Annotated in this window: 12 protein-coding genes; 8 read left to right on the forward strand and 4 right to left on the reverse strand. The window is 57.7% G+C overall.

The genetic code is table 11. The annotated features are described in order from the left end of the window. Nucleotides 1-12: 12 nt before the first annotated feature. On the reverse strand, nt 13-846 hold the full coding sequence (locus tag NQ014_RS08665; RefSeq protein WP_257074846.1) for an HAD family hydrolase: 834 nt from the start codon (nt 844-846) through the stop codon (nt 13-15). Between the two features lie 6 nt (nt 847-852). Further along, nucleotides 853-2,502 carry a 1-acyl-sn-glycerol-3-phosphate acyltransferase gene (locus NQ014_RS08670; RefSeq protein WP_257074847.1) on the reverse strand — a complete coding sequence of 550 codons (1,650 nt, stop codon included), beginning with the start codon at nt 2,500-2,502 and terminating at the stop codon, nt 853-855. 441 nt (nt 2,503-2,943) lie between these two features. Between NQ014_RS08670 and NQ014_RS08675 the strand changes: the two genes are divergently transcribed. The 6 genes from NQ014_RS08675 (at nt 2,944) to NQ014_RS08700 (ending at nt 10,067) form a co-directional block, all read left to right on the forward strand. After that, entirely contained in the window at nt 2,944-4,680 is a 1,737-nt protein-coding gene (locus NQ014_RS08675; protein ID WP_257074848.1) for a glycerol-3-phosphate dehydrogenase/oxidase, read from the forward strand. 249 nt (nt 4,681-4,929) lie between these two features. Then, nucleotides 4,930-5,679 carry an MIP/aquaporin family protein gene (locus NQ014_RS08680; protein ID WP_257074849.1) on the forward strand — a complete coding sequence of 250 codons (750 nt, stop codon included), beginning with the start codon at nt 4,930-4,932 and terminating at the stop codon, nt 5,677-5,679. A gap of 84 nt (nt 5,680-5,763) precedes the next feature. After that, entirely contained in the window at nt 5,764-7,320 is a 1,557-nt protein-coding gene (gene glpK / locus NQ014_RS08685; RefSeq protein ID WP_257074850.1) for a glycerol kinase GlpK, read from the forward strand. Nucleotides 7,321-7,462: 142 nt separating this feature from the next. After that, complete coding sequence (locus NQ014_RS08690) at nt 7,463-8,635, forward strand: alpha/beta hydrolase (protein ID WP_257074852.1); 1,173 nt, start codon at nt 7,463-7,465, stop codon at nt 8,633-8,635. Between the two features lie 257 nt (nt 8,636-8,892). Then, nucleotides 8,893-9,228 (forward strand): PadR family transcriptional regulator, encoded by a 336-nt coding sequence (locus NQ014_RS08695; protein WP_049190945.1) that lies wholly within the window; start codon nt 8,893-8,895, stop codon nt 9,226-9,228. Next, the gene (locus NQ014_RS08700) at nt 9,225-10,067 is read left to right on the forward strand and encodes a DUF5808 domain-containing protein (RefSeq protein ID WP_257074853.1); all 843 of its coding nucleotides are present in this window, start codon (nt 9,225-9,227) and stop codon (nt 10,065-10,067) included. The genes NQ014_RS08695 and NQ014_RS08700 overlap by 4 nt, the downstream gene beginning before the upstream one ends. Nucleotides 10,068-10,395: 328 nt before the next feature. Here NQ014_RS08700 and serS read toward each other — a convergent pair whose 3' ends face one another. Then, a complete protein-coding gene (gene serS / locus NQ014_RS08705) occupies nt 10,396-11,658 on the reverse strand; it encodes a serine--tRNA ligase (protein ID WP_016421664.1) in 1,263 nt (420 codons plus the stop codon). A gap of 47 nt (nt 11,659-11,705) precedes the next feature. Continuing rightward, nucleotides 11,706-12,356 (reverse strand): LysE family translocator, encoded by a 651-nt coding sequence (locus NQ014_RS08710; RefSeq protein ID WP_257074854.1) that lies wholly within the window; start codon nt 12,354-12,356, stop codon nt 11,706-11,708. Nucleotides 12,357-12,490: 134 nt separating this feature from the next. Between NQ014_RS08710 and NQ014_RS08715 the strand changes: the two genes are divergently transcribed. Continuing rightward, nucleotides 12,491-13,732: a septum formation family protein gene (locus NQ014_RS08715; RefSeq protein WP_257074856.1), complete on the forward strand. Its 1,242-nt coding sequence runs from the start codon at nt 12,491-12,493 to the stop codon at nt 13,730-13,732. 31 nt (nt 13,733-13,763) lie between these two features. Next, entirely contained in the window at nt 13,764-14,108 is a 345-nt protein-coding gene (locus NQ014_RS08720; RefSeq protein WP_038626990.1) for a metallopeptidase family protein, read from the forward strand. The last annotated feature ends 27 nt before the right edge of the window (nt 14,109-14,135 follow it).

Here is a 14,135-nt window from a genome sequence, read left to right on the forward strand (position 1 = left end):
GGAAAAAGCTAGCTAGAACCAGCGCTCCAGCACACGAGCAACACCGTCATCATCATTGGTGGCGGTGATTTCATCTGCAATCTCCTTGACATTGTCAGCCGCATTGCCCATGGCCACACCCGTGCCCGCCCACGACAGCATCTCGATATCGTTCGGCATGTCACCGAAGCAGACCACGTCTTTCGCGGTCGCTCCGACCAGTTCAGACACGTATTCCAACCCGGCGCGCTTAGTCACGCCCGGCGCGGACACCTCCAACAGCCCGTCCGGCATGGAGTAGGTCACGTGCGCCAAGCTCGCGTCAATTGCGGGAGCTACCAGCTCATATAGCTGGGCACTGTTCACATCTGAGTTTCGCAACAAGAGTTTCGTCGCGGGTTCTGACAACACGGCCTCTTCGGCAAGCTCACCGTGCTCATCCGATTCCCACGCATGGTCATAGGACGGCGCCACCACAAAAAGCGCATCGATGGCATCATTCGCCGACGTCCCAGCGCGCTCTGCCGCGATGCCGATTCCACCGATGGATCGCGCCGCTTCGCGCGCATGCTTGACGACGTATCGCAGCGTCTCCGGCTTCAATGTGTTGGCGGCAACCACTTCATCACGGCCGGAGTCGTAAATCACGGCGCCATTGGCACACACGCACAACGGCTGAACCGGCAGCTGCTCGAGCACTGGTTGCAACCACCGAGCCGGCCTTCCCGTGGCCAGCACCAACGGGGTTCCGCGGCGTAGCATTCGCGTGACGGCCTGTCGCAGGCGGGGAGTTACCCGCTCCCGCGAGTCGATGAACGTCCCGTCAATATCCGAAGCTACGAGTAGTGGATGTAGTCTCTCGGTCACTTCGAACTACTTGCCGTCCTCACTGTTGTCATCTTCACCGTCATTGCAGAACCGGTCGTGCAACAGCTGCAGCGTTGCGGCTACTCCCCCATGCTCGACAGTGTCGATTACCCAATCCGCGTTCTTCAGCAGGGACCAGTCCGCATCGGCCGTAACTACCGGCATGCCGACACGCTGTGCGGCTTCCTCAAAGTTCGAGCGACCGGCAAAAAGAATCGCGGTTTCTTCCTTGCGAGCCTGCTTGCGCAGCGTGCTAACCACCGCATTTGTGACGTCCAGTTTGCTGGCGCCCTCCGGAAGTTCCACGACCTGCAGGTCAACCGACTCCAAAGCCGATAGCTTCGGCTTATCTCCCGGTTCGTGCAGGACAACGATTGTGGCTCCGGCATCGCCGAGCTGCTGCAAGGCCTTCATGGTTTCTTCGCTGATATTGCCCGCGTCGTCGGCAAGCGATGCGGGGTAATCGAAGATGAACGTCTCCGGCTGAGCGGTGATGAGCCTGTTCAAGCGCTGTGGAAGCTTGTCGCGGATCATCATCGACTGGCCGATAAGACGGTGAACGGTCTGCTGCGTCTGTTCGACACCGGAGGCGGAGGCCTTCTCTAGTTGCACGTACGCTTCGCGAAACGTCACGCGCATCGAATCCGTGGCAGTACGCACGGACTCCTTGCTCTCCTTGGCGCCAGCGACGACATCATCAGCCATCTGTTCCACAGACTGACGGAACTGCGCCAACAAGGCGGTCGTCTGTTCCTTTCGGCGTGCAGATTCCGCGCTCATCGTTTGCGAGGCATCGAGGAACTGCTGCCTGGTCTGATCGCCGAACTCACGCGCGCTATCGCCGAATTCACGTGCCGACTCGGCTAGCTTTTCCTTGAATGCGGCCAGGTCACCGCGCAAATGACGGATGCGCTGACGCTCTTCTTCGACTTTCAGGTCCTCTGCCTGGGCCTCTTCGAAAGTCGGTGCGCCGCCACCAAGGCGAGCCGGTACCCAGTAGGCGCCCTTCGGCAGGGGACCTTCTTCAGCTGCGTACTCGTCCCAGAGCTGACGGACACCCTGATCCATGATTTCGTGTAGCTTTTCGGTGGCCTCTGCCGGATCGCCCTCCGGGGTCCACGGCGGCAAAACCGTAATATGAATCGGAGTATTACTGCGACCGAGATGCTTGGGGTGCCCCTTCGTCCACACGCGCTGGGATCCCACAATCAGCACTGGGATGATGGGCTTGCCGGTGCGCTGCGCCATACGCACCGCACCCGACTTCAGATTCTTGACTTCAAAGCTGCGCGAGATAGTCGACTCCGGGAAGATGCCTACCAACTCGTCGTTTTCCAGCTTCTCGCAGGCCTCTTCGAAGGACTTGGAGCCGTCAGTGCGGTCGACCGGGATGTGCCTACAAGCACGCATGATTGGTCCTGCGATCGAATGGTCGAAGACTTCCTTCTTCGCCATAAAACGGACAAAACGGCGGTGCTTGCGGAATGGAATACCGACATAGGTGAAGTCCATGTATCCGGTGTGGTTAGTAACGAGAACGGCGCCAGAGTCTTTCGGCACGTTTTCCCAGCCCTTAACGGTGAACTTCAAACCTTGGGCAAAGAAAACGGTGCGCGCCAATCCGATAATCGTTAAGTACACAGGATCCTTGAACATGGCCTTTACTCTACAATCTTTCGCACCCCTTAGCGGGGCAATATGTGCTGGTATCTGAGACCCGTGAATATATGTCGTTACAGGTCAATATCGAAGTGTAAAACCAGGTAAATCCCCAAACATCCCCTCTTGCACGCACTGCACACCTGCCGTAGAGTTTCTGCTCATCCCGCAGCCATTTTTACCACCCCCGTTATGGGGTGAGCTTTGTTGGTGTGATTTCATTCTAAAAGTAGTAAATCTCTATTAACATACCTATCTACCTGCGGAAAACCAGACAACATTTTGGGGCAGGCTTTCTTGGCTTTTTGACCCGTTGTTTATATCTACGTAACCGTAAGTTACCGCTTACAAGTAAGCCGATTTTTGGTAACCTGAGCCCTGAGCCGAGAAATTCTCTTCGACGAAAAATCAACGCCCCCCACCGGGAAGGATTGGAAAATGTCGTCCTCTTCATCTCTCGCCCCATCTGCAGTTCTAAATAAGGAACAGCATGAAAAGACCTGGGAGAAATTCAGTACCGAGCAATACGACGTCGTCATTATCGGCGGCGGCTCTGTAGGCGCTGGCGCTGCGCTCGATGCCGCAACCCGTGGTTTGAAGACTGCGGTCATTGAAACTCGTGACTTCGCAGGCGGCACCTCCAGCCGCTCCTCCAAGATGTTCCACGGCGGTCTGCGCTACCTGCAGATGTTGGACTTCCGCCTGGTAGCTGAATCCCTGCGCGAGCGCGAACTGTCCATGTCGCACCTAGCACCGCACCTGGTTAAGCCACTGCGCTTCGTCTTCCCGCTGACCCACCGCGTGTGGGAGCGCCCGTTCATGGCATCGGGCTTCTTCCTTTACGACGTCATGGGTGGCGCCAAGCAGGTCCCGATGCAGAAGCACTACTCCCGCAAGGGCACCCTGAAGCAGGCTCCGGGCCTGAAGGAAGATGCCGTGGTCGGCGGCGTTCGCTACTACGACACCCTTGTTGACGATGCCCGTCACACCATGACTGTCCTGCGCACCGCTGCTCACTTCGGCGCTGACGTCCGCACCTCCACTCAGGTTGTCGACTTCGTGAAGGAAGGCGAGCGCATCGTCGGCGCGAAGCTCCTTGACACCGACACCGGCGCCACCACCACCATCCGCGGCAGCGTTTTCGTCAATGCCACCGGTATTTGGTCCGATGAGATTGAGAAGCTGGCTGGCGTCACGGGCAAGTTCCGCGTCCACACCTCCAAGGGTGTCCACATTGTTATTCCGAAGTCCGCTCTTGAGGGCTCGGTGGCAATGACCTTCGTGACCGAGAAGTCCGTCCTGTTCGTTATCCCGTGGGGTGAATACTGGATTATCGGTACCACCGACACCGACTGGACCATGAACCTAGCCAACCCGGCAGCTACCCGCGCTGACATCGACTACATCCTCGATCACGTCAACGCCAAGGTTCGCCGTCCAATTACTTACGACGACATCGTCGGCGTCTACTCGGGTCTGCGTCCACTGGTGGAAGGCGACTCCGACTCCACCACTAACCTCTCCCGCAACCACGCTGTTGCCCACGTTGCCCCGGGCATGGTCTCCGTCGCAGGCGGTAAGTACACCACCTACCGCGTCATCGGCGCCGACACCATTGACGCTGCAGTCCAGGATGTTCCACGCAAGGTACCAGAGTCCGTCACCGCTGATGTCCCGCTACTCGGTGCTGATGGCTACCACGCACTGAACAACCAGAAGCCAGCGCTGGCCAAGCAGTTCGGTATCACCGAGAAGCAGGTCGAGCACCTGCTCAACCGCTACGGCTCCCTTATCTACGAGGTTCTGGCTCCGGCAGCCGAGGATAAGTCCCTGCTTGAGCCGCTGGAGGCCGCTGAGCAGTACATGCGTGCTGAGGTTCTCTACGCAGTGACCCACGAAGGCGCAATGCACCTCGACGACATCCTGGAGCGCCGCCTGCGTGTCTCCATGGAGTACGCACACCGCGGTGTCGACAGCGCCCGGGCCACCGCTGAACTGGTTGCCCCGGCTCTGGGTTGGGACAAGGACACGATGGAGAAGGAGATCAAGGTCTTCATCGAGCGTGTCGAAGCAACCCTGGCAGCTGAGCATGAGCTGACCGACAAGGCCGCTAACGAGATTGCTGCTCACGCAGTGGAGACCCGTGCGGACGTCGACGTCAGCCTCGACCGCTAGTTCATTTCCACACCCTCCCCCCCAGGTGGCCATACTAGTTAGTTCTTGAATGGCCACCAGCGCTGTAGCCACAACGAAATAGCTTCCTTCTTGGAAAACGGCTTCGCACTTCAAGGGACTGATGGGGTCGAAATAAAAGTGCCGGCGAAAAATCCGTTCTCGCCGGCATTTCTTATACCCAAAGAATTTACGTTGCAAGATTCAACGTGACCTCGCCCGGTCACGACTCACAGAGAGTTTCTACATCTCATGGAGACAATCACAGGATCCCAGGCGTTCCTCTGGGAGTTTTTCGGAACCGCCATTCTAATCCTCCTCGGTAACGGAGTCTGTGCTTCTATCAACCTCCAGACAACCCGCGCTGCAAATGCAGGCTGGTTGGGCATTGCCTTCGGCTGGGGTATGGCTGTTTTCGCTGGTGCATCTATTGCCGACGTATCCGGTGGGCACTTGAACCCTGCGGTAACCGTTGCCCTGGCCATCAAGGGCAGCCTGGGATGGGACCTGGTTCCGTACTATGTTGCAGGTCAGCTGTTGGGCGCATTCGTAGGTGCAATCCTGGCTTGGGCCGCTTTTAAGCAGCTGTTCGACGCCAATGGTGTCGACGAAAACGGCAACCCAACCAATGCGAATGCCGAAACTGGCGGCAACTTCTTCACCGCGCCGGTTCACCCAAATAACTTTTGGAATGCCGTCACCGAGTTCATCGCGACGTTCGTTCTGCTCGCATTCATCCTGTTCGGCCCAGCCGGCGGCGAGCTTGGTCCGCTGACCTACTTCGGTGTCTCGTTCATCATTGTGTCGATTGGTCTTTCCCTTGGTTCCCCGACCGGATACGCCATCAACCCTGTTCGTGACCTCGGCCCCCGTTTGGCCTACGCTTTCGTGCTCCCGATTAAGGGCAAGGGCGATGCGAACTGGGCATACGCATGGGTTCCGATTGTCGCACCGATGCTGGCAGCCGTGGCTGCAGGCGCTCTTGCCTTTGCCATCGGATAACGGGAATATGAGAGTTATCGCACAATAAAATATCGCAAGCCTGAACACTCACATTCACACACAATTTCGCTAGGAGTATCCCCCATGATGCACAGCAAATACGTCCTCGCTATTGACCAGGGAACTACTTCCACCCGCTGCATCATCTTCAACCATGACGCAGAGATCGTCACTGTTGCGCAGATGGAACACAAGCAGATTTTCCCGGAAGAGGGCTGGGTCGAGCACGACGCCCAGGAGATTTGGGCCAACACCCGTCGAGTAGTCAGCGAAGCTCTCGCCGATGTCGACCTGCCTTCTGAGGATGTTGAAGCAATTGGCATCACCAACCAGCGTGAAACCACTGTCGTCTGGGACAAGAACACTGGTGAACCGGTTTACAACGCCATCGTCTGGCAGGACACCCGCACGAATGAGATCTGCAAGGAACTCATGGGGGATGAAGGCGCTGACCGCTGGCGTGAGACCACGGGCCTACGTATCAACTCCTACCCAGCCGGCCCGAAGGTGCGCTGGATTCTCGACAACGTCGAGGGAGCTCGCGAAAAGGCTGAGGCTGGCGACCTGCTCTTCGGCACCATCGATACTTGGCTGCTGTGGAATCTCACCGGTGGCGCAGAGGGCGACAACGGCGAAGACGCAGTTCACGCAACCGACGTCACCAACGCCTCCCGTACTCTCCTGATGGACCTCAAGACCCTCGAGTGGGATGAGGACATTTGCCGTGAAATTGGCATTCCGATGTCGATGCTGCCTGACATCCGACCGTCGGTAGGCGACTTCGGCCGTATCCGTGCCCGTGGCTCTCTTGCAGGGCGACCGGTTACTGGCATCCTCGGCGACCAGCAGGCCGCCATGTTCGGCCAGGGCTGCTTCGGCGAGGGTGACACCAAGAACACCTACGGCACTGGGCTGTTCATGCTAATGAATACTGGCGAGAAGCCGAAGTGGTCTGACCACGGACTCATCTCCACCGTCTGCTACCAGGTCGAGGGAGAGAAGCCGGTCTACGCTCTCGAGGGCTCCGTCTCCATGGGCGGCGCACTTGTTCAGTGGCTGCGTGACGAGCTGCAGATGATTCCGAATGCGGCATCCATTGAGAACAAGGCAAAGAGCGTCAAGGATAACGGCGGCGTGTACATCGTGCCGGCCTTCTCCGGTCTTTTTGCACCTCGTTGGCAGCCGGACGCTCGTGGCGTCATCGTCGGTTTGACCCGTTTCGTCAACCGACACCACATTGCCCGTGCTGTGCTGGAGGCTGCTGCGTACCAGACCCGCGAGGTCCTCGACGCCATGGTCGCAGAATCCGACACGGACATCACAACGCTGAGCGTTGATGGTGGCATGACCATGAACGAGTTCCTCATGCAGTTCCAGTCCGACATCCTGAATGTCGCTGTCACACGCCCGAACAACATTGAAACCACGGCCCTTGGTGCGGCATACGCTGCGGGCCTTGGCATTGGCTTCTGGTCGAACCTGGATGAGGTCAAGGCTCACATCACGATTGACAAGAAGTGGCATCCGAAGATGGAGGCCGAAGAGCGCGATCGCCTGTTCCACCAGTGGAACCGTGCCGTTGAACGCACCTACGGTTGGATCGAGGATACGGATGCTGAGGAGGCACCGAAGCCTGAATAAGTCCTCGTAAGAGCCGAAAAATAGCCCGGAAAACCTATTCGGTTTTCCGGGCTATTTTTATTATAAATTCAGGGCTTGTTTGTTATAATAAAATTATTATAACTATCATCCACTCCTCGATTGAAAACAGAAAAGAGCAATCATGCGTCGCGCATCATTTTTCACTGCGAGTGTGGCCACCGCCCTGACGCTGGCACTGGCCACCCCGGCAGCATCAGCAGCCCCAACGGACTTCATCAAGAACCCGCTGGAGCCAACTCCCGACCCGCAGTCCACTGCAATGGTCGAGCTGCCAACCACCCCAGCACCAACCACCACGGTTGACGGTCGCCACGTTACGGTGAACGACGGCTACATGACCTCACAGGATGGCAAGGGCACCCAGATTTACTGGAAGTCCAACACCATCCCGAATGCCAAAGCCACTGTCGTCGTCGTGCATGGCGCTGCAGAACACCTGGGTCGCTACGAGTGGGTAACCGGCAAGCTGCTGAACGCCGGCTACAACGTGTACCGCATTGACCACCGTGGGCACGGCCACTCGGGCCAGGTCGAAGGAACCCCAGTTGCCCGTGGCCATATTGATGATTTCCACTCGCTTGTCGATGACCTGCACATGCTCGTCGAAAAGGCCAAGACGGAGAACCCGAGCACGAAGACCTTCCTGCTCGGCCACTCCATGGGCGGCCTTGCCGTGGACTTCCACGGCATCAAGTATCCGGGCAGTGTCGATGGCATTGTCGCCAACGGTGGTGGCGCTCTTTTCAACCCCTACGGTGGCACGGACGAGGGCGAAACCATCACCCCAGAGGCCATGACCGATGTCCAGCGCGAGGCGCAGCCGACGATTTACCAGCGCCTGCCATTCCAAGACATGACCACATTCAACACTCGCATGCTCAAGGAAGTGCCGAACCGCACCGAGATGCGCGTGCCATCACTACCCGGCAGCGACTTGATTCAGGTTGGCAACCCGCTGGGTGCGAAGACCTCTTCTTCGCAGGCAGTGCGCGATGAGTACGAAACTGATCCATACAACAACTCCAAGCTCTCGCTCGGCATGGCTCAGCAGATGGCTTTTGCCGCCACCTACAACGGCACCAACTCCGTCGACTTTGTTGAGCCGACCCTGGTCATGATGGGTGGCCAGGATGAGATTGCGCCACCGTTCTTCTCGCGCGACTGGTACAACGGCATCTCGTCCACCGACAAGCAGCTGATCGAGTTCGAAGGCCAGTTCCACGAGGTATTCAATGAACCGGCACAGCGCCAGGCCATTGCGACGGCTATTGCCTGGCTTGATGCGCGTATCTAATTGAACGCTAAAAAAGAACCGAGCCACTCCCTAGCAGTTACGAGTTCTCCATAGAGCTAACCCGGTGGAATGAGGGGCGATTGTCTTCTGGCAATTGCCCCTCATTTTCTTTGCTCTGTTCTCTACCCGCTATATAGACGTGCAGTACTTGGCAATACAAACTACTGCGCGTATAGTTGGTATTACAAGGTACTAGGTATGAAAAGTATTCTGCCCGGGCAGATTCCTCCATGCCGCCGGAAAGAAAGCACAACGCAATGCCCAAACGTCCACAAACACAACTGAAGAAAGGGGTACTTGAGCTCGCCATTCTCAAGCTGATTTCTCGCGAAGAGCTCTATGGCGCGGCACTCGTCGCAAAGCTCAACGCCTACCCCCACCTCAGCGCGCCCGCGGGAACCGTCTACCCCCTACTCTCGCGTCTGACCACCAACGGCCTGATCAGCAATCGCTGGGAGGAATCCCCCAAAGGACCGCCGCGCAAGTACTACTCACTGACAGCCAAAGGAAAGCAAACACTCACGCAACTACATCAGGACTTCATCGACCTATCCGCCGACATGACCGCACTATTTTCCGAGGAGCCCCAATGAACACCTACCTCACCGCCATTGACCACAAACTGCGCGAAATCGGCATATCGCACGCACAACGCAAGGCGATCATCGCCGAGCAAAAGAGTCTTCTGCAAGAGCTTAACGACGTCCACGCGGACCTGACCGAAGAACTGGGAACGGCGACCGACTACGCTGAGCAAGTCGCCGAACAAGTTGGTGAACCAAGCACTTTGCTACGCTACCTCAGCAACCCACTTCGAGCATTTTCCAAGCGCGGTCGCGCTTCCCTGTGGAACATGGACGACCCGCGGATCCTCCAACCTCACCTGTTGGGTTTTGGCTGGTCTATCAATTGGGCTGCAGTAGCCACCAAGCTGGGGATTGTCCGCCCGGACGATATTGACAGTGAGGTTATCTCTGAAATTCCGGCTCGCGCACTGCAGGCGACCGCTTTTCTCCCCGCGGCTGTGACGGTTGCGCACGGAGTCGCCCTGGCTATGTCCTGGAAGCAATTGCCTTCAGAAGTCCACACAAAATGGAAGCTAAACGGCAAGGCAGTTCAGAAGACAGCACCGAAGGAAACTCTGCTTCTTCCCTTCGTGGTTTCTACGGTCGGAGCTGGATTCTCAGCTGCTTCGCTGCTCAATGCAGATGACCGCGAAGATACTCTGCGCGTTGCATCCCTAGGCGCGCTCGCAAGCACAATTGCGCCATCTCAGCTAATCGGTGTCCTCTCGGAAGAAAACTCCAAGCTCAATCCGGCATTAGTCCAAGCTGGTGTTGCCGTGGCATCGGTCGCGGCTTCGGCCGCATGCCTTGCCCTTCCTCTCTTCGCTGGGCTGAAGGCTACGTGGAAGAAAGCTGGGGTGGCTTAAATCACGGTGCAGGGGACATCAGCAGGTGAAAGACTCATCAGAAAGATTGTTGTAATCCGAATGTTGTAAACAACCTCTACCACCTCAAGTGAGGCTATCCCCTTGGTTCAGGTGTGTTTTTAGTTGTGTTTCTACACTCAACCTTCCTGGTGTTTTTACCTTCTCAATCCCCCAATTAATTTTTTAGCGCAATTACACGACTCACGCCCGAAAAAGCCACTTCACGACACCTATGTCACCTCGTGCCAGCTGTGGAGGTGGCATGAGGTGACATAGGTGTCGTGAAGTCGCGGAAGAGCTGGGTCAGGGCCGCACCAACTTAACCGGCTCACTTAACCGGCTCGAGAACTTCCTTGCCCATCATGAACGGACGCAGCGCCTCCGGAATCACCACAGAACCATCGGCCTGCTGGTGGTTTTCCAGAATGGCGACCAGCCAACGCGTCGTGGCCAGCGTGCCATTTAGGGTGGCGCAGTACTGCGACTTGCCATCGGCATCGCGGTAGCGGGTCTTCAAACGACGAGCCTGGAAAGTCGTGCAGTTCGACGTCGAGGTCAACTCGCGGTAAGTGTTCTGCGTCGGCACCCATGCCTCGGTATCGAACTTGCGGGCAGCCGATGCACCCAGGTCACCACCAGCAACATCGATGATGCGGTATGGAACATCGACCGCGGCCAGCATCTCGCGCTCCATGTTCAGCAGCTTCTGGTGCTCTGCCTCCGCCTGCTCCGGCGGACAGTAGGAGAACATCTCCAGCTTGTCGAACTGGTGCACGCGCAGGATACCGCGGGTGTCCTTGCCGTAAGAGCCCGCTTCACGACGGAAACAGGAAGACCAACCAGCGTAGCGACGCGGCCCCTCCGACAGGTCAATAATCTCGTTGGAGTGGTAGCCGGCCAGCGCAACTTCCGAGGTACCGACCAGGTAGAGGTCATCTTCCTGCAGGTAGTAGATCTCATCGGAGTGCGCACCGAGGAAGCCAGTACCCGACATGGTCTCCGGACGAACCAGCACCGGCGGCACCATCAGCTGGAAGCCATTCTGAGTTGCCTTCTGAGCAGCCAGGTTCATCATGGCCAACTGCAGCATGGCACCGTATCCGGTCAAGAAGTAGAAGCGGGAGCCGGAGACCTTGACGCCGCGCTCCATATCAATAAGGCCCAGCGATTCGCCGAGGTCCAGGTGATCCTTGGGCTCAAAGTCGAACTGTGGAATCTCACCGATTTCCTCCAGCACGACAAAGTCATCTTCACCACCGGCGGGCGCACCCGTAACGATGTTGCCAATCAGGTACTGCAGGCGCTCGACCTCAGCCTCAGCTTCCTTCTGCTCCGCTTCGGCTGCCTTCACGGCGTCGGAAAGCTCCTTGGCCTTCTCCAGCATGGCCGGGCGCTCTTCCTTCGACGCCTGACCAATCTTCTTGCCGAAGCCCTTCTGCTCCGAACGCAGCGCGTCAGTGGAGGCAATAACCTCACGGCGCTTAGCGTCAGCTTCCAGCAGCTGATCGACCAATGCCGGGTCCTCACCACGGGTGCGCTGGGACTCGCGGGCTACTTCAGGGTTTTCGCGGAGAAATTTGAGATCAATCACGTCACCCAGAGTACCTGGTTTACGTCGGCAAGCAGGCACAAGGCATGCTAGAGCGCCGCTTCCGCTCCTGAGGCGACCAGCATCGCGCCGAGGACGAGGAAGATTACGCCGGCGACAGTATCAATCCACGGCCCTGCCAGCACCATTCGCTTGACGACGGCATCCGTCGACACCACGACTGCGATAAATAGGAAGAAAGCGATTTGGGAGACAATCAGCACCAACGTACAAAGCACAAGCGTCCCCACGGATGCGCCTGCGGGAATGAACTGTGAAAGCACTGCCGTGAGGAAGAGAACAATCTTCGGGTTCGACATGTTGGTGAAAAAGCCCTGGCGGAATGTCGCCTTCGGCGACCGGAGCGCCTCGCTTCCCAGCGCTGGTGCGGCACCGGCGCGCAGTTCGCGGAGGGTATTGATGCCTGCCTTGGCCATGCTGATGCCCATGTAAATGAGATAACAGCCACCGACGAGCTGGATTACGCCCATCAGCAAAGGATTGGCGGTGATGACAGCTGCGAATCCAAATACTGTAAGCGTGATCCAGATAGCGGCTCCAGTGCTAATACCCGCTACTGCTGCGATGGCGTGCTTACGGGATTTAGTGGCAAGACGCAGAATAAGGAAAAGATCCGGCCCTGGTGAGGCCATTCCTAGAATGTGGACGCCCAGCAGGCTGAGTAGTGCAGTCCAGGTCAAGACTCGTGTCCTCGGGTAGCGAACAAATACCGGACTATTGTAGTGCTTGAAGTTATTGAGCAAACTCGGAGCGCAAACTCGGGCAGAGCGTTACCTTGTCCACAGGCTCATTGGCGGTGCACAATGGGGTCACTATGGCTGATGACAATATGAACCAGGATCGCGAGCACGCTGCCGCCACAGACACTGACTCCGGTGCAGGTACTGGCGCAGATGCCAGCGCTGGTGCATCCGCAGCCAGCAACGATGCCAACGCTTCCAGTAACTCGCGTGGAAGCTGGGGAATGCGCGCTTTGTCGACGGCAATGCTGGTCGGCGCCGCGGGAATGGCATTCGCGCTGCAAGCGGGAGTCATCGAGCCACCGAGTGGGCCACTTGGGGGCAGGGGCTCGTCGGCAAGCGCGTCATCGTCGACAACGACGACCATCGTTGACAAGGAGACGACGGCGTTCACCAGCGCAACTGCGGGCAACTGTCTGGACTGGAACCTGGCAGAAGATTTGAATGTTTCTGACTTCCGCGTGGTGCCCTGTGAGCAGCCACACGCTTATGAGGTCGCCAAGAAACTGAACCTCGCCGATTACGAGGAGCATCCGGGGCAATACGCAAAAACTGCCAATTACCCGACAGCGGACAATTTGGTGGCTCTGCAAAATGGCGTGTGTCGTGACACTGTCACTGAATACCTGGGCGGCCAGTACGATCCAGACGGTCGATTTATCACGGCGCCGATTATTCCTTCGCCTAGCCAGTGGGAAAAGGGTGACCGAACCTTCCTGTGCGGTATCCAGGTCGTCGATGAAGACGGCAACACGACGCACATGTCCGGTCCTGCGGCCGGGCAGGATCAGTCCCGCGTGTTCGAGGGCGGCCGCTGCGTGACATTGGACGAAAGCGGCGCCATCCGCCAGGTGCCTTGCGTGGAAGATCACCTGATGGAGTCGACGGGAATTGTCAATCTCCGCGACCATTTCGGTGACAACATCCCCACTGACCAGGAGCAAAATGATGTGCTCGCGGAGCAGTGTGTGACTCTCGCGCAGAATTACCTCGGCGGAGACGACCCGCTGTATAACTCAACGCTGTTGCCATTTTGGACCTCACTGTCGCAGGAGTCGCTCAATGCTGGCTCGCGCAGTGTGAACTGCTGGTTGATTAAGGACAATGGCCAGGGCGGGTTCTCCACTCTCAACGGCCACGCTAACGAGTCCTTCACTATCGACGGCCAGCCGCCCGTGGCTCCGCCACCGCGCAATCCACTGCGGGAAGAGCAGGGTGACGCTGGCGCTGGCACTGGCACAGGTGAGGTCGGTGCCGACGGTACTGGTGCTGAAGCAGGCGCTGTGGATAACGCAGTCGCTCCCGCAGGACAGTAGAACAACAGGACATTGCGAGGCAGCACCATAAATGGTTGACGTTAGCCCGGAGCGGTTCGATGCACTTGTCGATGAGGCCATCGACCGCATCCCCACGCAGTTTCTCGACCAGCTCGATCAGGTCATCATCCAGGTCCACCCATATAACCTCGACGAGCCCACACTGCTGGGACTCTACGAGGGGATACCTCTGACCGAGCGTTCTAACAACCACTGGGGTCCGCCTGACCAAATCAGTCTGTATCGCGACATGCTCTGCCGCATCAGCCGCACCGAAGAGGAGCTGGTGGAGCAGATTCGGGTCACTCTCCTGCATGAGATCGGGCATTATTTCGGTCTCGAGGAGGAGGATCTGGACCGTCTCGGCTACGGATAAGTTTGTCCCGCCGTGCACGGTCTAGTT

The sequence above is a fragment of the Corynebacterium sp. 5QC2CO genome (genome assembly GCF_024580435.1).
Taxonomy (GTDB): Bacteria; Actinomycetota; Actinomycetes; order Mycobacteriales; family Mycobacteriaceae; genus Corynebacterium; species Corynebacterium jeikeium_D.

Bases quoted from the DNA above. Each gene is read 5' to 3' on its own strand.
- NQ014_RS08680 (WP_257074849.1), top strand. From the start codon at position 4,930: ATGGAGACAATCACAGGATCCCAGGCGTTCCTCTGGGAGTTTTTCGGA.
- NQ014_RS08670 (WP_257074847.1), bottom strand. From the start codon at position 2,502: ATGTTCAAGGATCCTGTGTACTTAACGATTATCGGATTGGCGCGCACC.
- NQ014_RS08675 (WP_257074848.1), top strand. From the start codon at position 2,944: ATGTCGTCCTCTTCATCTCTCGCCCCATCTGCAGTTCTAAATAAGGAA.
- NQ014_RS08720 (WP_038626990.1), top strand. From the start codon at position 13,764: ATGGTTGACGTTAGCCCGGAGCGGTTCGATGCACTTGTCGATGAGGCC.
- NQ014_RS08695 (WP_049190945.1), top strand. From the start codon at position 8,893: ATGCCCAAACGTCCACAAACACAACTGAAGAAAGGGGTACTTGAGCTC.
- NQ014_RS08690 (WP_257074852.1), top strand. From the start codon at position 7,463: ATGCGTCGCGCATCATTTTTCACTGCGAGTGTGGCCACCGCCCTGACG.
- glpK (WP_257074850.1), top strand. From the start codon at position 5,764: ATGATGCACAGCAAATACGTCCTCGCTATTGACCAGGGAACTACTTCC.
- NQ014_RS08715 (WP_257074856.1), top strand. From the start codon at position 12,491: ATGGCTGATGACAATATGAACCAGGATCGCGAGCACGCTGCCGCCACA.
- NQ014_RS08700 (WP_257074853.1), top strand. From the start codon at position 9,225: ATGAACACCTACCTCACCGCCATTGACCACAAACTGCGCGAAATCGGC.